Below are 23,996 nucleotides of genomic sequence, written 5' to 3'. Positions count from 1 at the left end.
ATGATGAAAAACGTATTTAATCCGTATCTCAAGAATGTGGTAATGATTTTTATATTGTTGCAGCTGGCCTTCCCGGCATCTGCGCTGGACGGATATGCCCAGATAGTATCCAATGTAAAAGGATTGCAGGATTACGAACTCCACTGGAATGATAAGTTCCCTCCGGGAAGCAATTTGAAGATTTACGTGGAAGCATCGGAAATCAATCATAAACGTTACGTTGGAGTAGATTATGTTTTTATTATCCGGGATTCGAATAATAATAAAGTGGATATAAAGTCATTCAGCAACAGATATGAAGATTACAGGGAAAATGATTTAATTACATATTCCATGATAGTCCCGGAGAAATGGGACGACGGTGTTTATAAGGCGTATATCTATATATTTGACCTTCTGGACGATGATATAATGGAAGAATATCAGAATAATATCACGGTCTCCATGCTTAACGATAGTACCCTGCCTGATATCCCCTATCTGGAAAGAGGGGAGATCCTGCTCATGAACGGCACTGAAAAACAAAAACATTACAAGGCGATTGAGAAAGAATTCTATATTGATAAATATGCAAACAAATATCCTATGGACAGATTCAGGGTCGAGAATATGAAGCTGGATAAAATAATTATTGCTCCGGGTGAACCGATGCATGTAAGTGTTAACGTATCAAACATTTTTTATGAAAAAGGTTCAACATCACTTGACCTGATATTAGATAATGAACTGATAGACAGCGCAAAGGTGGAAGTTAATGAAAGCGGGACGGCCCAGGTCAATTTCACGTTATCCACTGAACACATAGGACATCACACTGTTGAAATAATCCCATCCGGGAAAAATACTATCGCGTTGAAAACGATAGCATTTTTTGAAGTCAGTTCATTACAAAAAGTTGAGACCCCGACAAATTTCGTTTACAGGGAGATCACGACCGATAAGATAAAGGTCGATCCTTCAGTGAAGGTCAATATCTCTATCACAGTGGAAAACAAGGGTGGAGAAGGCTCTCAACAGATAGGATTATACATTAATGATGTCCTTGAGGAAGAAAGACAGGTACATTTGAAAAATTCGGAAATTAAAGAAATAATTTTCGAGGTTGAAAAGCAGGATGCTGGGGCTTACAGGGTAACGACCGCGCAATCAAACCTCAGCAAGGTCTTTTTCGTGGGAACACCTGTGACCACGCCTGAGGCTATTACAGAACAGGAGACAAGAAAAGAAAATAAACCGAAAGCTGCAATAATACTTGGGTTATCGATCCTTGTTATTTGCACCCACATTTTGAGAAAATATCTAAAAAAGAGATATAAGTGATATCATGCTCGATGATAACAGTGTAAGACAGGCTAAAGAAGACAGGCTGGAAGAAGTGGATTATGCTATTTTAAAAGCGATAGCCTGCGATATCAAGACAAACAAGGAAATAACAAAGGCATTGAAAATAAGAAATATTATTGTGGATAGACAACTTTATAAATTGATCAAGGAAGGATCGATCAAATATCTGCAATATGCTGTCCTTACTTCCAGAGGTAGTGATCGTATAAGGGATTTTGAAATAAATAGACCTGAAAACGTCTGGAGACCGATACATGAATATATAGTTTCGGTCAAGGAACATGATATGGAACTTAAACAGAAGAGAATAAAATTGATTGATAAGTTTTTATTAGTTTTTATGGCTATTTTAATAATATTGATCATTTATTTTATTATATATTATTAGAGAATGATAAAAGCTGAACTGGCACGCCTCAGGAATTCGTTCCATAAAGCCCTGGAAATTGATGAAAAAGAGCTTGCTATGCAGATAAAAGCAACAGGTTTCCTGTGCAGGAAATGCGCACAGTGCTGCAGGGCTGAATTTGGCGATAATACCGTGACCGTTTTTCCTTCGGAAATAAATTGTATTCGTGAAACAACAGGGCTTTTCCGTGATGATTTTGTAATACCCACTCCTTCAGTGGATAAGGATGCGAAAGGCAATATCCATACCTTTGAATGGGTCCTTAGGAAAAATGGCGATTGCATTTTCCTGGAAAATGACCTGTGTGAAATATACGAATGCAGGCCGCATATATGCAGGACGTATCCATTTTTCCTGCTTGACGGGAAACTTGAGGTTTCAGAATGCATCGGGCTTGGAGGCAATATCAATGATGAAGAGAGCCTGATGCTGGCAGTGCTCCTTAAACAAAGATATATTAAGGAGATAATGGAGTCGATAGCTCTTCTTGAAAGATTCAATGGATTCATTCCTGGCAGCAGCGGCAATGTATGCGTGCATGACAGCGAGGGTGAACACTGGTTAATGATTAAGGATCATACTAATTTAGAATAGGCTAATTACGATTGGCTAATTCAACTTTTTTTAAACCACATACTGACATTACCATTATAAACATTAAACTAAATATGACACAATATGAAACTGCTCGCTTTATCAGACCTTCACGGCGATTATTCGCACGTAGCATCTATTCTTGAGAAGGCAGGGGATATTGATGCTGTCCTGATAGCAGGCGATATAACCGATTTCGGACCTGATGAAAAGGCGCTTGAGGTACTGGGAATGTTCAAGGTTCCTGTTCTTGCAGTACCCGGAAATTGTGATAAGCCCTCAATACTGAAGGTCCTTGATAAGGAGAAAAATACCATTAATCTGCATAATTCATCTCATACAATTGGGGATTTGACATTTATCGGGATTGGCGGCTCAAACCCGACTCCTTTTAACACACCATTTGAATTATCAGAAAAAAAGATCGGTGAATATGTAGGAACATTATTGGGCAGATCAAAAGGAAGACTGGTTTTATTATCCCATGCCCCCCCGAAAAATACTACGGACAAATTACCTCATGGGAACGTCGGAAGTGCTTCACTTGCAAGATACCTGGGAATATTTGACCTGATCGTTTGCGGACATATCCATGAAGCGCGGGGAATTGTAAATGCTAATGGTACCCAGGTCGTAAATCCGGGGATGGCATCAAAGGGACAGGGGGCTGTGATTACGATAGGTGAAAAAATCGATATAGGATTTATTGATGCATAATGACCAAAATAGCAATATCAGGTAAAGGCGGCGTAGGGAAAACAACACTCGCAGGGACACTGGCGCGGCTTTTTGCAAGAAAAGGATACGATGTTCTTGCAATTGACGCTGATCCCAGCATGAACCTTGCCTCTGCGCTTGGAATAAAAAATCCGCCAGGACCTCTTACACAATATAAAGAATTGATCGATGAAAGAGCCGGCGGCCCTGCAGGTGTTTTTAAGCTGAACCCGAAAGTGGATGATATTGTTGATAAATTCGGGGTAACAGGGCCTGATAATGTGAAACTGCTGGTAATGGGTACTGTTGAAAGAGGGGGTAGTGGATGCATGTGTCCTGCAAGCTCATTCCTTAAAGCCCTTATGCGCCATGTGATCCTTAAATTGAACAGTGTCGTGATACTTGATATGGAAGCAGGTGTAGAGCACCTGGGGCGCGGCACTACAAAAGGAATAGACTATATGGTAATTGTAGTAGAACCGGGCGCAAGGTCAATTGAAACAGCAGGCAGGATTGCGGAACTCGGTCGCCAGATCGGGATAGACAAATTCGGCATTGTCATAAATAAAGCGGGTGATGAAGTGCCGGATATCGAAAAAAAATTAAAAATATACGATTTACCTGTTATTGGTTCGATCCCCTTTGATAATGATCTTGTCAGGGCCGACCTTGATAGCATTTCGCCGATCGAAATAGGTGGCGCAGCAATTTCTTCGATAACAAGGATCTTTGAAAAATTATCTGATAAAATGGAGTGAGAACCATAAAAAAGCCTGAACTGATCCCAAGCGGATGCGCACCCCTTGATGAAATGCTGGGCGGCGGCTTTGAAACCGGAATCGTCACACAAATATATGGGGGCTCAGGTACGGGAAAAACCAATATATGCATACAGCTGGCAGTAGAATGTGTCAGGAGCGGAAAAAAAGTCATATTCATAGATACCGAAGGTTTCTCAGCCGAGCGGTTCAAACAGATAGCTGGCGAGGATGCAAAAAAAATCGCCGGAGAGATAATCATATACGAACCCGTGAGCTTTGAGCAGCAGTATTCTGCAATTACCGACATCGAAAAGCTCATGAATGAGAAGATCGGTTTGATAATTCTTGACTCTGCAGCGCTTTTTTACAGGCTGGGACTCACTCAGGATGACACAGGTGAAGAGAACGTGACAATTAGGCGTGAACTTGTGAACCAGATAGGAATACTTCACGGAATCGCGAGAAAATATGGTGTAGCAGTCGTGATCACAAACCAGGTCTATAAAGATGTGACAACAGGAGAACTATGCCCTGTGGGGGGAAATGCATTTGAACATCTCTCAAAAACTATTATTTTATTAGATAAGATCGGGCCTTCAAAACGAAGAGCAACTTTACGAAAGCACAGATCAAAAAGCGAGGGGGTTTCCTGTGAATTCATGCTGACCGATAAAGGTGCTAAATAGGCTGATGAAATTAAAGGCAGTTAAAAAAAATTAAGGGATAGAATGTAGTGTTTTTCCTGGAAATCTGGTTGGAGTTGATAAAATCATTTTCACAATGTCCCTGTGGTCTTCCTTGAGGGAATAACATCGATGTTCCCTTTTCAGATAAATACGCAATATTCCAAGCCTTGTATGCATTTGCCCGACCATAGCAGAGACACCCCTGTAATTAACTTCAAATCCCTGTTTTTTGAGATAATCATAAACTTCACAGGTTGTATAATTCCTGGTCTGCAAGAACAGGTTCAGAAGAGATTTCCTTATGCCTACTTTATCCCTGACAAGAAATTTTAATAACCTTGTTTTCACACCATCTTCCATATTATTTGTTATAGCATCACCTATAACAGGTATGTACGGATTGTTTATTAAACTTGCTGGTTTAATTCTGAAAAAACATGATTATGATTTTAATTTTATTTTCTCCCCTTTAAGTATTTTATATAGTTTCTGTAAAAAATCCTTTACTTTGAAAATCAATGTTTTCGGCTGGTCAGCAACAGGAGGTGTGGCAGCAGTTGTACCATCCATAACAACAGGTACATCCTTCTTTACAGCAGGTGCAGATTCCTTTAAAAGGTACCATGTCAGTACTTTATGATATGATATAACCCCGATAAAAGCAGACCATATAAGGAGAAGGATGTGCAGGTTAAATACCTGTATCCCTGAATATGAGATCTGCAATATTGAAACGAATGCCTCCGCCGTATCCGGAAGAATAAAAACAAAAACCACAGGAATAAGTATCATGATCAAAGCGGAAAGTAAAGGCGATACAAATACCATAATTCCAAGAATCAGGAGTGAATATATGAAAAAAACCAATATTGAAAAAATATCCATTAATTCGACCTCGTCTTAATTTTTGTTATTAAATAAGCTGTGAATGCAATACTTCCGATTATTCCGGATATCACAATAAATGACACTATCATAAATGCTATTATCTCATAGCGACCTGCATTTATATGTGTATCCACATTATCGAGTTTTGTTGATCCGGGGATTTCGTTCTTTTGTATGGCGTTTGATTGTGCCTGCCTTATGGTCCCCCGGATATCACGATATGTTGCATAAGCTTCAGGAAGAGAGATGACATTGCCTTTCAATGAATACTTGAAACTTGCGCTCTTTCCGGCATCCACAAAACCCGACCAGGTTGTTGAGCCGCTCTCCAGAGGAAAGCCATCAGGTATTTTATCATTCACCGTAACAATTGCGGGCCTGTCTCCACTATTGGTAATTTCCAGTTCTACATCTGTCAGGCCATCATTGTTCAATGCCTTCTTGACCAAGTTTATGTATGGCATGTGAACGGTCATATTAACATTCTTTGATGTACTTTTCTCTCTGTCCCACTGCGCTGTTGCGCTGGTAAGCTGATATACTCCGGGTTTTGAAGGAGCTATATAATATGATACGTTCGCTGATTTCTTTGGCTCTACTTCAATACGCCAATCCCTCTGGTTTTCTAATGAGTCTTCGGTTACGTTATCATGAATGCGTACGAATGTCCTGTTTGGTCCGGAATTATATACTAATAATTCAACCAGGACTTTTTCATCATCAGTTTCTTCAGGAACACGTTTTATAATGGATATATAAGGAGCAACAGATACTTCCTTGCTTTGTGTGGATATGTAGGTATTATTGAAGTAGTCGCGCCCTTCTATTTTTGCATTAATGGTGAGCTTTAAATCTGGAGGAAGTTTATTTATCCGGGATTTGAAGGATTTTGTACCATTAATATTAACCCCGGTAAAAAGATCTGGCTCGAATGTTATCGGGCTTTTACTATCAAGACTCAAACCTGCAATGTTAAGAGTTTCATCAGCCGTGATATTTATTAATATGGAAATGTTTTCATCGGAAAAATATTCATCTTTATCAGTAATTATTTCTGCTTTGATTGTCGGGATCTTATATTTGAAAAGTTCAATATCTATAAAACCGGTTCTATTTATATCCCTGACTACTATTCGCAAGTTATCATAATTTTTTGAACCATTTTTTGTGAAAACATCTGTATTAACAGTTTTTTTGTTTGATACAGTAAGATTTACTGAATTTTTACCAATGGCCTCAATTCCTATAGAATAATCTTCAAACGAATATATATCTGCCCATTTTAAAGTCATTCTTCCTGAAGGTATCCAGATATCTTTGTTTTCAAGGCGGCTAAAGGCGATCCATGAATCGTCCCCGGTTATCCCCAGAAGAGTTATTCCGATATCATCATATTTCTTAAATTCATTTACTCTAAACTCTTTCGTTTCTACCAATCCCCTGTCTTTGTAAACAATCATTGTTGAATTTGTATTATTCAGGGCAATAACTTTCACAAGATAATTTTCAAAAGCCATAGATTCATCGACCTTAGTAAAACCTGAGGATTTTGCGCTCCAGACCTTTTCGGTTGCACCGAGAGAGGCAACAGGAAGAAAAACTATTATTATGAAACATATTATAATTTTTATATTCATTGAATTATAAATTGTAATACTCAATAAGTTTAATACCTCTTTTGACTTCATATTGAATATATCATTATATATTTATGCTTGTATATATAATTAATTGTTTAACAGCTTATATTTTGAATTCAATTGGTTTGAACATTTCCTTGGTTTAAATGTATATTGTTTCTTTATTGGCAGGAGCAAGGGATTTTACACCAAGTTCTTCATTGACCCAATTTGCGAACCCCCCGGTGTTGTCACCATGTACTGCGATAACGGTTTCCGTACCTCTGTCGCAGAAAGTCTTTACAACATCTTTTAATTGTGTATCCCCGCAATGTGCTGAAAAATCATACAGCTCAAGCCCGCAATTAAGCCTGACAGTACGTTTCCCGTTTTCTATGTACCTGCTTTCAAGAGCCTTTCTTCCATTTGTGTTTTCTGCCTGGTAACCTGTAAGATGGATCTTGGATCTGGGATCATCGAAAATCTCATCGATATAATATAAAACAGGTCCTCCGTTTAACATTCCAGCGCTTGTTACGATTATGGAAGGTTCATTTATTATAGCTTCCCTGTCTTCCCTTTTTACGATATTTGCGCTGGTGAACGCGTTTTCAAGTTTCTTTATATCAGATATATTTTCAGGGGACTTCCTGATCAGGTTGAATACATCAACCCCCATGCCGTCAACATATGCAAAAAGCCCGTGTTTTTTAAGTATCAGCATGATCTCCTGAGTCCTTCCAATGCCAAAAGCCGGGATTATTGCTCTTCCTCCGCTTTCAATTGTTTCTCTTATTGATGCGATGAACCGTTCCTCAAGTATTTTCCTGGGAGTATGATCCCTCCCGAAATATGTACTTTCAATAAGAAGTATATCGCTATCCGGGAAATCTGTATCTGCGCCAGTCTGGAGTTCTGTCCTGATCGTGTTCAAATCTCCGGTATAAAACAGGGTCTGTTTATCCTTTTCAAGATGCACCATGGAAGAACCCGGAATATGGCCTGCATCGTAAAAAGACACAGAATACCCATTTGTATTGAATTCTTTTTTGTATCCTATCGGCCTGACTTTTCGTTCGAATTCCTGGATCTCTTCATGATAATAAGGGATAATATGGCCTTTTTTACCTGCTATTTTAAGAGTATCCCTGGCCAGGAGCCCTGATAATTTTGCAGTCAGGGATGTGCAATATACCTCAGGCTCAAGATCCATGAGATTCGGGGCAAGTCCGCAATGGTCAAGATGTCCGTGGGAAATTATCATGGTTTTCGGACGAAGACCATTTGAAGGATATGATGGCGGATCAGTAGGTTTAATTCCGTAATCAAGAAGAAGCTCATCGTTTAACAGGATGGCGGATCGTCCAACTTCTCCTGCTCCTCCAAGGAATCGTATGTTTATGTTATCGCCTCAATAATTTTGTAGCCTTAATTCTATTCAGGAGATATTATAGTCTTTTGTTTTGAAGATGATTTGATATTCTGATATGGATCATGCCACCACATAAATAAATCATATACTCAACAGCCATAGCCACATAGGCATATAACTTATCTTCTTAGTCCCTATAACTTCTTCAGCTTCGTAGTCTTCTGTTAATATAAGACCACTCTCAAGATCAAATTCATTCAAAACCGAAAGCATACCCTCAACTTCGCGCTTTTTGACTTCAGGTTGAATAATTTCCCAGCATACCTGAATAGCATTGCTTACCTTGTTTTCGCTCATCTGGAGGAAATCCGTTTCTTTTTGCTTTTTGTCATGCCAGTAGAATATTCTGGACAGGGGATTAGAAGAAGTTCTTCTTTTTAACTCTATGAATACAATATTTTCAGCAATTCGTCCGTAATCCAGAGAAAACCTAAATCCTTTGATATTCCGTATGCCATTATCTATGCAATATACTTTCTTGGGATTTATCTCCTGCGCTTTAACGGAAAAGCTAAATATTGGCACAGTAAAGACAAGGTACGCATCCCTCAGATATGTCACATACTCACCAACTGTATCCACAGAAAGTAAAATATCCTTTCCGATTTTGCTGAAATTCATGGGATTTGAGATGTTCTGTAAAAACATATTGATCATTCTTTCCATCTTTGCTGCACTTCTCAGGTCCCGTTTTTTTATTATGTCCCTGTAAATTATAGTGTCAAAGTAAAACTGAAGCAGTTGTTTTTTCATGCCGGGATCCTTTTCAAGGACAACTTCTGGAAATCCCCCAAATTCCATATATTCAAATAAATAATGCTTTATTTCATCTTTCTTAGAAAGAGCTTCGATCTTATCTTTAATTGTGAGCTTTATTTTGAGGAATTCTTTGAAACTCAAAGGATAAACTTCAAAGTACGCAATTCTGCCTGCGAGTCTGAAGCTGAAATCCTCCTTTTGCATCGAGAAGTTTGAACCTGATATAATTAATTTAATTTCTTTTTCCAGATCATATATCCGTTTCAGGGTATTTTCCCAGTTATCTATCTCCTGGACTTCATCAATAAAAATAAAAATCTTGCCGTGCGGATTTACCAGTTGCATGTAGCTTTTTATTGCATCATCTATCAAATTTTCTTTTTGAACCCTGTCATCATCGCATTTGATAAAAAGAATGTTTTTCCGGGGGATATTTGAACTTAATCGGCTTATGAGGATATTCATTAAAGTCGTCTTGCCAGATCTTCGGACACCGAGAAATCCTAATATCTCCTTTCTTTCAAGCCATGGTTCGATGTCTCCTACTAATTCGCGTTCGATCAGCTTAGATCCAGCCGTTTCCTCCCAGTGAGAATTCCATTCAACCAGAATCTCTTTATTCATACATTCTACTATAGTAGAGTGATATAATTAAATCTTTCGATTATAATCGAGTCTATTGCGAATTCATATTTAATACCTTCCCGTGCTCATCTATCTCCCCGTTCCTGATACGAGTGCTCGATATCGGTAAACCATCTTCGGCAAAAACATAATCAACAAGAACGATCTTTAATGGTTTCATGTTTTTTTCACTGCGTATCCTGTTTATTTTAAGTCCGATAGGATGCGTTTCAGGAGATACCACAAGATAATCAAAATCCTCAATTATGGTCGGTCCACAGGGGTCATCAAGCTTTACAATCCTGGGGACAACACCCTGGTCACGGATAAATTCCATTACTGCATTATAGCGCGACCGGTAATCATCGACTTCATGTTTCTTGTTTTTCACCATTTCATCCGATGTCAACCCTATCAGCAGCTCACCATTCCTTCCCAGTTCAACAGCTTTCATCAAAAGTGCCTTATGCCCGTCATGCAAAGGGTCAAAAGTTCCTCCAACAGCTACTCGCGCCATGCACTAATTATTGGAGAATTAAACGATAAGAGTATCTTTTAATATCTCTTGTGCGATTTTAGGGGAATATGACAGAAGAGACAATACACTGGGCAGATGTTATAGCGCAAAATCTGCTTTCGCGCGGAAAAAAGCATACTGTGGCCTCAGGAATTACTCCTTCAGGCCCCATTCATATAGGGAACATGAGAGAAGTCGTGACTGCGGATGCGGTTTACAGAGCACTTCTGGATAAAGGGGCAGATGTACGCCTGATCTATATCGCTGACACTTTTGATCCTCTTCGTAAAGTTTACCCGTTCCTTTCAAAGGATTATGAAGCACATGTGGGAAAACCGCTTTCTGAAATCCCATGCCCCTGCAGGAACCACAAGAGCTATGCAGAGCATTTCCTCCTGCCTTTTATTGAAGCGCTGCATACTCTTGGTATAAAACCGGAAGTTTACAGGGCAGATGTGCTTTATAAAGAGGGAAAATACATTGAATCAATTAAGAAAGCACTCACCAGCAGGGATGCAATCGCGCGGATATTGTCAGACGTTGCAGGCCGCGAACTTGAGCCTGACTGGAGCCCATATAATACGATATGCAAAGAATGCGGGCGGCTAAGCACCACGAAAGTAACGGGTTTTGATGCAGAGAAGGAAACTATTGATTATGTGTGCAAATGCGGCTCTTCGGGAACCGTTTCCATGAAAGGCGGTGGAAAACTCAACTGGCGCGTTGACTGGCCTGCGCGCTGGCCGCTGTTTGGTACAACTGTTGAACCTTTTGGCAAAGATCATGCTACAGCCGGGGGTTCTTATGACACGGGAAAACGTATCGCCCGTGAAATATATGATTACGAACCTCCCTATCCGATCGTATATGAGTGGATAATGTTAAAAGGCAAAGGTGCAATGCATTCATCTACTGGTCTTGCGATATCCATTAATGATATGCTTGAAATAGTGCCGCCTGAGGTCCTTCGTTATCTTATCATCAGGCAAAAACCCGAAAAACACATTGAATTTGACCCGGGTCTTTCCTTCCTTAATCTTATTGACGAGTATGACCAGGTTGAAGGCGATAAAAGAGCTTACCAGCTTTCAAGGACAGAAGGGACAAAACCTTCAAAGATCCCTTTCAGGCACATGGTTACAGCGGTACAGATCGCTGGTGACAGGGGTTTTGACTATCTTCTTACTGTTCTGAAACGAACAGATTACGATACATCGGATGTAGAAGCAATCAGGCAAAGAGCAAATAATGCAAGGAACTGGCTTGCCAAATATGCTCCCCTGTTTGTTAAGTTTAAAGTCCAGGAGACAATTCCTCCCCAGGTAAAAAGTTTCACAAAAGAACAGAAACTTGCACTCGCAATTCTTGCCGATGAACTGGAGCATGGGATGTCAGGACAGGAGATACATGATAACCTGTATAAGATTGCCAGGGAAACAGGTCTTGATGGAAAACAGGTTTTTGAGACCGTATATCTGGCACTTCTTGGTTTGAAGTCCGGACCCAGGGCAGGGCATTTCCTTGCGTCCCTGGAGAAAGATTTCATTGTAAAAAGGTTTAAAGAGGCAAGTTTGTAAAGAACATAATCATCATACTGATTATTTGTATGTTCGCAATTCCACGAACATAGCCTTTAAGTACTATGTAAGATTTATTATCTCTGAGGTTGTAAGATTATTGTAAATAATTTTACTAGTAATATGACAGAAGGAAGGAAAATTTCAGGGCCAATAAATTGGATAATAATATGTGTTATATTTTTATATTTTGCCAGTGTTGCGGCTGCCTATGATGGGCTCGAATGGGAAAACGGAACATCCGGAACCTTGAAACGGAACGAGGTAATTTCGTTTGGAGATTATTCTGTAAAGGTTGTGGCTTTTAGCTCTCCTGTAGAATCAGAAAAGTATAAAAATATACCAATTGAACCGGTCGAACCTTTTGTGGGATTAAATATTTCCAGGAATGGTAGTTTTCTAAATGAAACGTTTCTCGCACAAGGCGAGTCATTTATCTCTGCTGATAGCGAATTTAGGGCTGAAGTCGTACAACTTCCGTCAGGTTCATCCAAAGATTGGTTATATGAAAGTTACAATCCATGGGCGACATTACAATTAAGCAAGAGAGGAAAACCACAATTAGAACTATCAATAGAAACTGATGATGAGTATATAGCCAGTCAGAACACTGAAATCAATGCAGTGATCACATTGAGAAATACCGGAACAGCCGCTATAAATGATGTTGATCTGGACTTAGGTACGGAACTTCCTACATTGAGAGGGAAATTAAAATATCATTATGAGACGATCACGAAAGGAAAGGAGATCAGTGAGAGCGTTACTTTTTCAACACCAGCTATTACGGAACTAAAAAAATTTAATATATTCGTGAACTCCAGCGGAGTTGATGCCAAGGATATTCCTTATAAAGAAACACAACTAAAAACTATCCTGATCGCACCACCCCCCCAGCAAGCTCCTTCCCTGACTAAGAATGCGAATTCAAAGGCTTACTTAAAAGACTTGATCATGGTATCGATTTCTTTTAAGAACAATGCTGATTATGAACTCAAGAACATCAGTATTGTGGATTCCGTTCCAAAAGGATTCAAACAGGTGAGCAATAGCACGCTTCGCTGGGTTGTCAATGTCGGTCCGAATAAAGAATGGTATTTCCGCTATCTTTTGAAGCCAACGGGAGCCGGGAAAGTAATATTCCCCTCCACTACCGCGGAATTTGATATGAAGAATGAATATTACATGATCCAGTCGAACAGACCGGAGACCGTAATATATGGGCCAAGGATTGAACTGAGTAAACAGGCAGATAAATCAGAAATTAATCCTGGCGGTGATGAAGTGACCGTTACTGTCATCGCTAAAAATAGCGGAACCACTCCCACAATGGTCATGATCAAAGACGATCTACAGCCGGATACTACGCTCATAAACGGTACTACAACCATTGGAGAGTATCTTGAAGCCGGAAAGGAATCAAGTATAAGCTATACTCTCACTACAAATTCCTTAGAACCTGTTCTGTTGCCTCCGGCTAAAGCAGAATATTTTGAATTAGGCTCCCAGGGTTCAAAATTAACTACAATGAGCGAAGAACTCCTCCTGAGCATCAGGCCGCCGCCAACCCCCGAGCCAACTCCGGAACCCACCCCTGATCCAGCTTTTGAAATATCGGATAATTCTACGGAAGTACCCATTGACCAGCAAGGGGCTGAACCTGTAGTTGATCCCGGACAGGAGCCTGAACAACCACCTGTTATTGTAGAACCCACACCAACTTTTGGTGACGCAAATTCTGTTTTGAATCTTCTTATCGGGTGCGGGAGTAATAACGATGGTATTCCACAAGTCAATATGACAACTGACATTTGCTCCCTTGTAGGAAATAATCCCTAATTAACTTCGATACCGAAACTAAACTGAATTAGAGATTTTTTCCATTTTCTTTTGTATCAGTTGTTTTAATTCGCCAAGATTTCCTTTTTTTGCGCTTACAGGAACGATCTTATCCAGCCACTGTCTCCAGGGAGGTGACATGCCTAACCGTTGTGCTATCTCATCAAGCGCTAAATCCCTATCCTTCACTTTATCCATTTTATTAGCAGCTACTATCACATCTATGTCCAGTTCACCGAAGAACTCGAAAAGCTCAACTTCCACAGGTATTTCATTTTTCCAGGTCCACCTGTCCACGATTTCTGCAAACGATGTTGTATTTACGACCAGAACTGCAAGAAGGATATTTGATGCATTATCTTCTATATAATGAACAATATTATCCTTTATCGCTTCCTGGCCTTTCCTGGTTATCCTGCTCATGTATCCAAATCCCGGCATATCGGTAATTTGAATATTCTGGTAAGGTAAATGAAGTGGCTTTCTTGTTACGCCCGGAAGTTTTCCTACAGGGACTTTTTTTCCTGTAAGCGCCCTGATCAGAGTGGATTTACCAACATTAGATCGTCCTACAAAAATTATCTCTTTCATGTACCAACTGCATTTATCAAAGTCATATAAAAATGCTTCTTGATCATTTATGCCTGGAAATTGAAGCAAGCATCAATACAATGATCCCAAACATGATACCGAATCCCGGAGTGATGGGAGTGGGAGTTGGTTCTAAAGGGGGTGATGAGGTTGCCTGTGGCAGGATAGCTTCTACTGATTTCATCTGGACATTTGGAGTAAGAGTCGGAATGTCTGGATTTATCGATCTATTCGCTGATGGATCAAAAATTGTGATGACAGGGCGTCCGGATTTTACAGATGAGCGTGTCATTCCCCTGTATTCTATGCCGGTATAGTTAGCCATAGCCGCAGGTAGTTCAATATTTTCTCTGGTATTTATCCTGATTATATAGCTGAATCCTATAGGAGTATTTAACTCCAGGAATGTCGAATCAAGAGACGTTGAACCGCTGACAAGGCTTACATTCTCCGGAAGAAAATCTTTAACTTCCATACGTGTTGCAATATTTCCTATATTCTGAATGCTCACTGTCACTGTTACATCATCACTGATGTTTACAATCTGTTTATCTACTGTTTTATTAATTATTATTTTTGGCCCATTTACAATAACCGTAGAAGTATTCGAGGAAATATTATATTGTTTATTATTAACTTTGAATTGGGCATTAACTGCCGGAAATGTAAATCCATTGATGTTTGTTTCCAGAGGTTTGATGGAATACGCTATCTCCTTCCACTCCCCAGGTTTAATGACAGGTATATCCCAGGTCAACGGTATATCGGATTTTAATTCGAAATTTGGGTTTATGCTATCTGTTAAGGTAATATCTGTCATATCCATTGCACCATTATTTGCAACATTTAATCTGACCATTAGCATATCATTGAGATATATGCGGCTTTTGCTGAGGGTTTTGCTTACTGAATAATAACTCTGTTTGGGGGAGATTGTAATGGAAACATATCCGTTTGATTTGTATTCGAGATTTTTAACATCGAAGCTTTTTGTATCTGCGCTTAAATTATAGGTTTCCTGATCCAGTACCTCAGGAACCAGGAATACGACTTCATAACTTTTACTTTCATCTTTTTTCAATTCAATATATGATTGGTGGAGCTGTCCTGTACCGCCTCCCCTGAGAACCAGTTTATCCGGATTCAGGAGAACATCCACATTCTTAGCAATAGCATCACCGTTGTTTTTAACAGTGACTTTAGCTGTTATGACCTGGTCACGGCTTGAAGTATATGATTTTTTTTCCGTTGTAACGGTTACATCAAGTTCAGGCTTTCCTCTTAATGAGACCGCAACTTTTGCCCATGGCTTATAGTATTCCATTACCCATTCTTTTGAATTTCCCGGAAGAAAACCCGTTCCCGAAATCTTGACCTCGTAATCGGGGTCTAAATCCGGTCCGCTTTGTATGGTCAATAAAGCTTCTTTAAGGAAAGTGCCATCCTTATATACCTCGAGATATACCATCGGATCAACTGAAGTTTCCGGAATTATCTCTCCTTTAAAGTTCTTAAATCCCCTGACAGGAGATGGGAATTGTACTGCTTTTACCATATACGGTCCATTCGTGAGAGTGCTTCCTTTGTAAAGAGTACCTTCTACCGCAGGCGCCCATTCTATTTCATCTGTTATGAAAGCTGCCACCGGAAAAGAGCTGGCAAACAACATGATTATTAATAGGACAACGAATCTCTTCTTATACTTCATATTATAATTATCATGATGAATTTGAAATAAATAGTTTACTATATCAAATTATAATAATTTTATGATGCAAAGATATATATTCATGAATAACCAAATCAGTGTTAATCGGTTGGCTTATATATGGCAACTATTAGATAAAATGAATTATCTAAGGCTGTTTTTTTAGGTTAATTGGTTTAAAATATAAAGGAAAGAAATAAATGGACAACGATAGAAGAGGCGGTTCACGTGGTGGAGGCAGAGGCTTCAGACCCAGCGGACCAAGAGAAATGCATAAAGCAACATGTGCAGACTGCAAGCAGGAAACTGAAGTACCATTTGTGCCATCAGGCGACAGACCGGTATATTGCAGGGAATGCTACCAGAAACATAAGCCAGCAAGATATTAAATATTAAGTAACTTTTTTAAGTAGAGGGTTTCAATAATCCTCATTTTTTAAATTTCATTTCCAATCGGCAAAGAATACTTTAATTCAATTAAAAAAATATGCACGGATTTATTTTTGTATCCATGCGTGTTCCCGCTGCTTCAATATTCAGACAATGTCAATGGTTATAGTTCCTCCATCAAGTACATCCCTTTCAGCAACATCAACCTGCTTTGAGACATTACCTGCTGTCACGGAATAAGGACCTACAGGCGCTGTGTCAAACCGCGTCTCACCCTGGATCGGGCCAAGCGTTGAATAAGGAACGGTGAATGCATAAGCTCCATTCGAAGTTGTCACCTGTTTATACTGGATCGTTCTTCCGATATTCGTTTTTATCGTGTTGGTCAGCGTGACATTAGTACCAGTCGGAGCACTTCCTGTGATCCTTGCTCCTTTTACATATTCGAATACCTTTGCATATCCTGAATATTCAACTGGTATATCTGATTTAAAAGCAAAATTATACCAGTATTTACCTACACATATATTCTGATCACAGACTGGTGCAATTTGGTTACCCTGATTATATACTCCCACTTCATAATATCCTCCCTGTGTATTAGGATTAGGCCGGGATTCGTGAACCAATCTGTAATACTTCATACCGTTGGTATCAAAAATATGTAGCCGGCTTTCCATTGTATCATAGTATTTCTTGCCCGGGACAATCAATTGTCCTCCTCTGGTATTGATAGCATATACACTCCCATAAACATCACTTTTATTCCATCTGGCGAATATCGGTTGTATAGCATACGCCATATACGCATTGCTTACAACGTATCTTGCTCCCGGTTTTCCGTTAATACCCAATTTATCAAGTACAGCATTTGCCTCTTCTTCTGTTTGTGCGGTCAGGAATGTTGATGCACCAGGTTCATGTGTCAGGCCACCGCCAATGCCTGACTGGAAGGGATTCGCGTTAGGGATCCGGTGTCCCCAGTATGTGATGATGTGGCCATAATCCCACCAGCTCATAACACCATAATCATTCCTGGAATAGTTATATGGTTGGCCTGGCTCCGGTTTTTGATAAATTGAATAATATGGTAAATCAGGTACAGGAGTATTATCTTTCATCCAGGTCAATGCTTCATTCCATTCGTAAAATCCTGATGAAACAGCGCCCCCCGGCGCATCTGCCATAGTTAATTGATAAGGAGATGCACCAGATGGCAAGAATCCGATAACAGCGATTACAAGGATAAGAGAAATAATGTGCTGTACCCTTATCTTTTTTACACATTCGATAATATCGTTGGAATTAAAACTTTTCCAGTCAGCAAAATCCAGGAATATGGAACCAATTATACCTGAGAGTATTGCTACGTTTACAGCATAATAATATGTAAACCTGTTCTGGGCAAGCATTATACCCAGGACGAAAAGACTCCAGACAACCATTAATGAGTATTCTGCATTGGATTTCTTGAGAACATAATAACAAAGAAGGATAATTGCAATATACGACAGAATATAATTATATCCAAAACTCCCCAGCGCAGCCGCGTAGCTTGTGGGCCAGGCTTCTCCTATAGTTAAACCGCTTTCATCAAATCCTCCAAAAAGAACTCCTATTTGACCTATTGTAGCGTTATAAAGATCGGGAGATATCAATTCCAGGAGTATTATTCCAACAGTAATTGCAGCTAAAACGAATAATAGATAATGATATCCTTTGTATTCCCGTTTATTCATTTCCCTGGAAACAAGACTCAAAATAGCAAAAATAACTGCTATACCTCCGGTAACTATAATATGCAATTCAGAATACCTGAATACAGCAAATCTATTATCTAAACTAACATATGGCAGTACCATTATCATAGCAACAAAATAAGCTATTATTCCCACAATACCAAGGTATTCCGTAGATTTTCCTCTTAAGTGATCTATAATATATTGAGTGATTATAAAAATACCAAATACAACCGCGAAAAACACGCCTGTGGTCCATGTCAACAGGTATGCCCCAAATGAAATTCCGGCCAGAAGAGAATAAATTATAGGAACCTTTAAGGTAGCCCAATCTCTCTTAAGCCAGTGATCCAGGGTGATGTTTTCAGCTTTTTTAATGGCAATTATGAAGAACATCATCATCAAAGTAGTGAACAAAACCTCAGCTATATGATTATCCGTAAAACCCAGGACAGACCTTCCAAGGAATTGACCCGGGAGAATAGCTATCAGAAATGCCCCGATAAGTCCTGCTTTGTTACCGAATAATTCCTTACCGATAAAGTATACCGGAAATACAACAAGAGCACCCAATACTGCAGGAAAGAAGACACCAACAGTATCTATCGTGGACTGTGCCGGCAATCCACCATTTAAGAGCAGACCGGCAACTATCGCAAAAAATGCTATCATCTGGTCAAATAATGGCCCCCAGTGAATGGTGCTTCCATATGGATAGATCGTAAATGCATCGAAAAATATCCTGTTAGGAAAAAATTGGATCGTATTCTCTACAAGTCTCATATGGAATACAGAATCATCCGTCGCAAAACCCACAAGTCCCTTCTGGAAGACGACTTCCATGGGGGTTATGCCACGTATATAAAATGAGAAAAGGAATATCGCAATAAGAAGTATATATGAAAGGTACGTGACTTTCAAAGACGTCATCGTTTCTTTTGTATTTATACTATTGCCCTGTTTTTCCCTGTATTGTTTTTTAGTTTTTGCTTTAGCCAATGTACACCTCGGAACAGATTTATAAGTGGAATTCGGAGACTATAAAGTTTACGGATTATTGTATATTTATCTTATTTTCTTATTGTTTTTGCGTTTTCGCCATAGATTCAGGCTCATTAATTATCCTTGCCCTTCAGGATAACTTTCTTCTTGTAAGAAAGATATGTGATCGAATATTTCCCGGAGTTAACTAAATACCTGACATACTTCCTTCCGATCAAAAAATTCAAAAACGGAAAGCAAATAGCCCAGGCGTAAGATATGAGCCAGGGTATTGTGATCGCCCTCAATTGATTTTTCCGGCGTGCCCTGGCTGTTTCCTTAATTAGCTTTACGGTGTTGGCAGTAATCCCTCCGATTTGCATCCCTGCAACAATTAAACCGTTTACAAAATAAGCATCCTCTCCATCCTTAAAGACCCTGATTAGCAGTTCATAATCTCCTGCAATTCGAAACGATTCATCAAACTTCCCGTAGCGTTCAAAGAGGCTTCGATGATGAAACATCCCCTGATGCGCAAAAGTGCATATTCCATCTATAATAATGCCCCTTCGTGTGTACTCCCACGAATTACCATCAAGACAACTTATCTCATTATTTTCTGTTACCCTTGCAACCTGCCCATACACCATCCGCATACCCTGCGATTCAGCCCTGGCCAGATGCGGTATTATCTCTTCAAATACATTATTATTCCAGAGATAATCATCAGATCCAAGGAAACATATCCAGTCTCCCCTGGCATGACCCAGTGCCTTATTCCATGCATCATAAATACCGTTATCAGGCTCTGATTGCCAGTAAGTGATTTTATCCTGGCCGGATCTTAGGATTTCTATCGTACCATCTGTAGAACCCCCGTCGATGATAATAAGCTCTTTATTAAGATAAGTCTGATTTGATACACTATCGATACAACGTTGTAAGGTTTTGGCACCGTTATATACAGCCACAATAACAGAGATCAGGGGGTTTGAAGTCATTTTATTTCATCAGTGTTTGCCTGCATACAGCTCATATGTTTGTTTAATTCCATCCCTCAGGGATATACTTGCTTTCCATCCAAGCCTGTTCAACCTGCTGACATCCAGCAGCTTTTGCGGAGTCCCGTCAGGCTTTGTGGTGTCGTACACGATCTTTCCCTTATATCCTGCGATGTCTCCTATCAGTTCAGCAAGCTCACGAATTGTCAAATCCTCTCCAACCCCTATGTTTACAAACTCCCCGATGGCCGGAGCATCATAGTTTTCCATCAAATATACACATGCGTCAGCCATATCATCCACGTGCAGGAACTCCCGCCTGGGCATCCCTGTGCCCCATACAATGATCTGCGGCGCGTTATTCATCTTCGCCTCATGGAACTTGCGGATAAGCGCAGCCATGACATGAGATGTCTTAAGGTCATAGTTGTCATTGGGTCCATAAAGGTTGGTTGGCATAACCGAGATGAAGTTCATCCCATACTGCTGGTTGTAATGTTTACACATTCGTATTCCCGCAATCTTTGCAATAGCATACGCCTCATTGGTGACTTCAAGCTCGCCTGTTAGCAGATACTCCTCTTTCAGCGGTTGCGGCGCAAGCCTGGGATATATACATGAAGAGCCAAGGAATAGCATTTTTTTCACGCCGCTGGTGTATGCTGCATGGATAACATTGGCTTCGATCATGATATTTTCATAGATGAAATCCGCAGGATACGTACTGTTTGCCATGATACCTCCCACCTTTGCTGCTGCTAAGAAGACGTATTCCGGCATTTCTGTTTCGAAGAAGTTGCTGACAGCCTGCTGGTTGGTGAGGTCAAGCTCGCTGCGGTTGCGGGTTATGAGGTTACGGTAGCCTTTTGATTCCAGGTTTCGTTTTATGGCTGAGCCGGCCATACCCCGATGACCCGGAATGTAGATTTTGGATGTGTAATTCATGATATCTTCTCTTTCTTAGTTGTCTTTTCCACCAGTTACGACAATCGTTTTTCTTTGATTATATGGTAAAGTTCCTCATATAACATAACCATTTTGTCTAATGTAAAGTGTTTTTCAACATCTTTTCTTGCAGACAAACCTGCTTTCTCTCTAAGTTCGACATTATCTAAGAACAGCCTAATTCCTTTCACGAAATCATCCACATCTTTGTATCGTGCAATGTACCCGGTTCTCATATTTGTCAAAAGTTCAGGAATACCGCCAGTCTCAAATGCTATTACCGGAGTACCACAGGCCATTGATTCTAAAACTACCAGGGGGCAGTTATCAGCAAGTGAAGGATACAGGAACAGGTCTGAGGCAGCATAATATTCTGCCATCGTTGTTTCATTATCGACATATGGGATTGAAATCCATTCAATCGATTTTTTTACCCGTTTTTCTAAATTTTCTTTTGAGCCAATATTTAAAAAAAAGATTTTTTCGCCATCTATCTGTTCCAGTGCTTTTAATAGATAATCCCCGCCCTTCCAGGCATTTTTGAGTCCGGAATATGCGCTGAACATCAATATGGTTTTATCAGGCGGTAAGTTAAGTTTTTTCCGGACATTCATTTTGTCCATCGGGTGAAAGATTTCAGGATCGATCCCATTGTATATCACATATGTCTTTTTATCTGACAGAATGCTTTTTTTAAGTTTATTTTCCATCCATCTTGATGGTGTCACTATGATAAAATCAGATTTGCTATAAATATTTTTTTTAATCTCCCAGAGATTGTGTGTAATATCATACCATAATGCCGGATATACCTTCAGATAGGGGCAATCTCCACATCCTGTCTGCCATTTATCACAATCGAACGAGTGAGCACAATGTCCGGTAAAGGCCCACATATCATGCAATGTATATATAGTAGGTTTTAGTTTTGATAATTCAGGAAGCGCAAGTAGATTAAAATATCCTCCATGAAGATTATGCAAATGGATAATATCTGAATTTGTGACATCGCTTCGATTTTTTATTCGGAATGTACCCCGGAAGATCAGGCCGGGACGCAGGATTGCGGCAGAGAATACATAATATCCCATCTGGATATATTTGTTCCAGGAAATCTGCTTTACATCCTGGCTTTTGCGAAATTTATACCCTACAAGCATCCATGAATTATACCCAATTTTTTTCAAGCCGTTTTTTAAGCGACAGGCTACTTTTGCTGCGCCACCGGTGTTGTCGAGTGTGTTTATATGGAGGATGTTCACGTATCAATACCAAAAAAACTTGTTTATCTGATTCTTGAAAAACTCAAAATCCCAATCGCGAATTAAATAGCGTGGTAATTCGTATCTGTTAGACCATGAATGTACCTGGCTATGGAAATTGGAGCAGGCTGTGCTAAAACCCTCTTCTTTGCAAATTGCAACTGAATTTTTGTTGTAATCTATTATAGAGCCAAACGGATAAGAAAAGTGTTTAATTCGTGTATTCGTCCAATCTTCTAATTGCATTCTGGATTGGATAATCTCATTTTTCTGTTCATCTTTTGACAATATTGATAATGGGGGATGTGATTGGGTATGGGCCCCAATGGTTGCATATTCACTACTGGATAGCCTGGACACTTCTTTTATATTCATTGGCCTATATGTCTTGCGGCCTTTATAACTTAAACCGCCCCAGTCTAAAATCTTTTTGATTAAATCATCCCTGTCAACTGATTTTCGGAATTTAAGCAGAGGATGTAATTTTTTATATGTTTTCAACTTTGATGCAGGATTGGATGTATCAAAGTTATATTTTTTCCCGGAAATATCTAATGATAAGGAGACAGGTAGAATTACATCATTTAAAAAAATCCGCTCAAGATCATCCCACCAGAATTCCCTTTCAGAACCAATTGAATCTGTCGTGATAAAAAATGTAGCATGGGCTGACAGGGCTTCCAGAACAGGCAATGCCTCCAGGCAATTATCTGCATATCCATCATCGAAAGTTATTACTACGGATTTTTTTGGAATACTTCCGTTTTTCAAATGATTCCCAAGTTCTTCAAGAGTGATTATATTATACTTGTTTTTTAACCATTCGACCTGCCTGTAAAAATTATCAGGTTTAACCGCCAGTAATTGAGGATCATTTTCCAGAAATGCTACCCTGTGGTATATCAGAATGATAGCCGGCGAATCAATGAGATTGCAAGCAAAGCGTATTGGCGAACAGGCTGCTTTGTATGTCTCGTATATCTTGCCCTTTAAACTCATAGTGGTTTGTTAATTACAGCTGTTATAAGCATCTGGTAGTCTTGGTCAACATAATCCAGTTCTTCCCTGGTCAATTCATCGCAAGCCAATCCATGAAGAAATGCAACCGATGATAAAACATTACCATACGTTTTAATTTTAATATTTTCTTCAGGTACATATTGTTCAAAAAGCATTGCAAGGGATTTGTCTGTAAAACGCCAGTAATCCCCCCACCTTTTCATATCATACCTGGATATCTGGCTGATACCAGCGACAGTTATTAATGCAACGCCCCCTGGCTTCAGACATTTAACCACATTTTCGGCTGCAGAATGGAATTCATAAATAAATTGCAGTGTTTGTGTCATGATAAAACAATCGAAAGTATTTTCAGGAATTCCCTGGCCTGTAGCCAGGTCCCCAACAATGGTAGCTTTCGGATTTCCATCAACAGCATGAAGGACTTCTGATCCAAGGACGTTTTTTCCCCCGAATTTTTTTGTATATTTATTGTCTGCAATTTCAAGAACTTTTCCTTTGATGCTGCTTGAATTATTTTCCAGAAATGACTCTATGTAGTACCTATCTATTGGTTGTCCGCGATCAAGACCAAACATACGACTGACAGGTTT

At 39.6% G+C, this 23,996-nt stretch carries 23 protein-coding genes; 9 read left to right on the top strand and 14 right to left on the bottom strand.

Going from position 1 to position 23,996, the window contains the following annotated elements; all coding sequences use genetic code 11:
• The 6 genes from FIB07_10205 to radB all read left to right on the top strand — a co-directional run bounded on the left by FIB07_10205 (position 1) and on the right by radB (position 4,511).
• Positions 1-1,320 carry a hypothetical protein gene (locus tag FIB07_10205; GenBank protein ID NJD53227.1) on the top strand — a complete coding sequence of 440 codons (1,320 nt, stop codon included), beginning with the start codon at positions 1-3 and terminating at the stop codon, positions 1,318-1,320.
• A 4-nt stretch (positions 1,321-1,324) separates the two neighbouring features.
• Positions 1,325-1,732 carry a hypothetical protein gene (locus tag FIB07_10200; protein NJD53226.1) on the top strand — a complete coding sequence of 136 codons (408 nt, stop codon included), beginning with the start codon at positions 1,325-1,327 and terminating at the stop codon, positions 1,730-1,732.
• A 3-nt stretch (positions 1,733-1,735) separates the two neighbouring features.
• Positions 1,736-2,347 carry a YkgJ family cysteine cluster protein gene (locus FIB07_10195; GenBank protein NJD53225.1) on the top strand — a complete coding sequence of 204 codons (612 nt, stop codon included), beginning with the start codon at positions 1,736-1,738 and terminating at the stop codon, positions 2,345-2,347.
• 84 nt (positions 2,348-2,431) lie between these two features.
• Positions 2,432-3,064, top strand: a complete 633-nt coding sequence (locus tag FIB07_10190; protein NJD53224.1) for a metallophosphoesterase — start codon at positions 2,432-2,434, stop codon at positions 3,062-3,064.
• On the top strand, positions 3,064-3,822 hold the full coding sequence (locus FIB07_10185) for a cobalamin biosynthesis protein CobN (GenBank protein NJD53223.1): 759 nt from the start codon (positions 3,064-3,066) through the stop codon (positions 3,820-3,822). Before FIB07_10190 ends, FIB07_10185 begins: the two co-directional genes overlap by 1 nt.
• Entirely contained in the window at positions 3,819-4,511 is a 693-nt protein-coding gene (gene radB, locus FIB07_10180) for a DNA repair and recombination protein RadB (GenBank protein NJD53222.1), read from the top strand. The genes FIB07_10185 and radB overlap by 4 nt, the downstream gene beginning before the upstream one ends.
• Before the next feature lie 30 nt (positions 4,512-4,541).
• Here radB and FIB07_10175 read toward each other — a convergent pair whose 3' ends face one another.
• The 6 genes from FIB07_10175 to FIB07_10150 all read right to left on the bottom strand — a co-directional run bounded on the left by FIB07_10175 (position 4,542) and on the right by FIB07_10150 (position 10,350).
• Entirely contained in the window at positions 4,542-4,871 is a 330-nt protein-coding gene (locus tag FIB07_10175) for a DUF2551 domain-containing protein (protein ID NJD53221.1), read from the bottom strand.
• An 81-nt stretch (positions 4,872-4,952) separates the two neighbouring features.
• On the bottom strand, positions 4,953-5,396 hold the full coding sequence (locus tag FIB07_10170; GenBank protein NJD53220.1) for a hypothetical protein: 444 nt from the start codon (positions 5,394-5,396) through the stop codon (positions 4,953-4,955).
• Positions 5,396-7,036: a hypothetical protein gene (locus FIB07_10165; protein ID NJD53219.1), complete on the bottom strand. Its 1,641-nt coding sequence runs from the start codon at positions 7,034-7,036 to the stop codon at positions 5,396-5,398. Before FIB07_10165 ends, FIB07_10170 begins: the two co-directional genes overlap by 1 nt.
• A 145-nt stretch (positions 7,037-7,181) precedes the next feature.
• Entirely contained in the window at positions 7,182-8,420 is a 1,239-nt protein-coding gene (locus tag FIB07_10160; protein ID NJD53218.1) for an MBL fold metallo-hydrolase, read from the bottom strand.
• Positions 8,421-8,531: 111 nt separating this feature from the next.
• The gene (locus FIB07_10155; GenBank protein NJD53217.1) at positions 8,532-9,833 is read right to left on the bottom strand and encodes an ATP-binding protein; all 1,302 of its coding nucleotides are present in this window, start codon (positions 9,831-9,833) and stop codon (positions 8,532-8,534) included.
• Between the two features lie 52 nt (positions 9,834-9,885).
• Positions 9,886-10,350, bottom strand: coding sequence for a phosphopantetheine adenylyltransferase (locus FIB07_10150; protein ID NJD53216.1), 465 nt, complete (start codon positions 10,348-10,350; stop codon positions 9,886-9,888).
• Between the two features lie 68 nt (positions 10,351-10,418).
• On the opposite strand from FIB07_10150, the gene FIB07_10145 reads away from it, so the two are divergent.
• Positions 10,419-11,927, top strand: coding sequence for a lysine--tRNA ligase (locus tag FIB07_10145; protein NJD53215.1), 1,509 nt, complete (start codon positions 10,419-10,421; stop codon positions 11,925-11,927).
• 123 nt (positions 11,928-12,050) lie between these two features.
• Complete coding sequence (locus FIB07_10140; GenBank protein NJD53214.1) at positions 12,051-13,766, top strand: DUF11 domain-containing protein; 1,716 nt, start codon at positions 12,051-12,053, stop codon at positions 13,764-13,766.
• An 18-nt stretch (positions 13,767-13,784) separates the two neighbouring features.
• Here FIB07_10140 and engB read toward each other — a convergent pair whose 3' ends face one another.
• Positions 13,785-14,357 carry a GTP-binding protein EngB gene (gene engB / locus FIB07_10135; protein NJD53213.1) on the bottom strand — a complete coding sequence of 191 codons (573 nt, stop codon included), beginning with the start codon at positions 14,355-14,357 and terminating at the stop codon, positions 13,785-13,787.
• Between the two features lie 43 nt (positions 14,358-14,400).
• Positions 14,401-16,065 carry a DUF11 domain-containing protein gene (locus FIB07_10130; GenBank protein ID NJD53212.1) on the bottom strand — a complete coding sequence of 555 codons (1,665 nt, stop codon included), beginning with the start codon at positions 16,063-16,065 and terminating at the stop codon, positions 14,401-14,403.
• Between the two features lie 200 nt (positions 16,066-16,265).
• Between FIB07_10130 and FIB07_10125 the strand changes: the two genes are divergently transcribed.
• The gene (locus tag FIB07_10125) at positions 16,266-16,454 is read left to right on the top strand and encodes a hypothetical protein (protein NJD53211.1); all 189 of its coding nucleotides are present in this window, start codon (positions 16,266-16,268) and stop codon (positions 16,452-16,454) included.
• 147 nt (positions 16,455-16,601) lie between these two features.
• Here the strand turns inward: FIB07_10125 and FIB07_10120 are convergent, their stop codons facing one another.
• From FIB07_10120 to FIB07_10095, 6 genes are all read right to left on the bottom strand, one after another.
• Positions 16,602-19,193 (bottom strand): oligosaccharyl transferase, archaeosortase A system-associated, encoded by a 2,592-nt coding sequence (locus FIB07_10120; GenBank protein ID NJD53210.1) that lies wholly within the window; start codon positions 19,191-19,193, stop codon positions 16,602-16,604.
• Positions 19,194-19,309: 116 nt separating this feature from the next.
• Positions 19,310-20,176 carry a glycosyltransferase gene (locus tag FIB07_10115; protein ID NJD53209.1) on the bottom strand — a complete coding sequence of 289 codons (867 nt, stop codon included), beginning with the start codon at positions 20,174-20,176 and terminating at the stop codon, positions 19,310-19,312.
• Positions 20,177-20,185: 9 nt separating this feature from the next.
• Complete coding sequence (locus FIB07_10110; protein NJD53208.1) at positions 20,186-21,121, bottom strand: GDP-L-fucose synthase; 936 nt, start codon at positions 21,119-21,121, stop codon at positions 20,186-20,188.
• A 35-nt stretch (positions 21,122-21,156) separates the two neighbouring features.
• Positions 21,157-22,383: a glycosyltransferase gene (locus FIB07_10105; protein NJD53207.1), complete on the bottom strand. Its 1,227-nt coding sequence runs from the start codon at positions 22,381-22,383 to the stop codon at positions 21,157-21,159.
• A gap of 3 nt (positions 22,384-22,386) precedes the next feature.
• The gene (locus FIB07_10100; GenBank protein NJD53206.1) at positions 22,387-23,382 is read right to left on the bottom strand and encodes a hypothetical protein; all 996 of its coding nucleotides are present in this window, start codon (positions 23,380-23,382) and stop codon (positions 22,387-22,389) included.
• Positions 23,379-23,954 carry a class I SAM-dependent methyltransferase gene (locus FIB07_10095; GenBank protein NJD53205.1) on the bottom strand — a complete coding sequence of 192 codons (576 nt, stop codon included), beginning with the start codon at positions 23,952-23,954 and terminating at the stop codon, positions 23,379-23,381. The genes FIB07_10100 and FIB07_10095 overlap by 4 nt, the downstream gene beginning before the upstream one ends.
• Positions 23,955-23,996 lie beyond the last annotated feature (42 nt).

Origin of the sequence: Candidatus Methanoperedens sp., assembly GCA_012026795.1 — an archaeon.
In the GTDB taxonomy this organism is placed as follows: Archaea; Halobacteriota; Methanosarcinia; order Methanosarcinales; family Methanoperedenaceae; genus Methanoperedens.
This window is presented reverse-complemented; position numbering and strand designations above follow the sequence as displayed.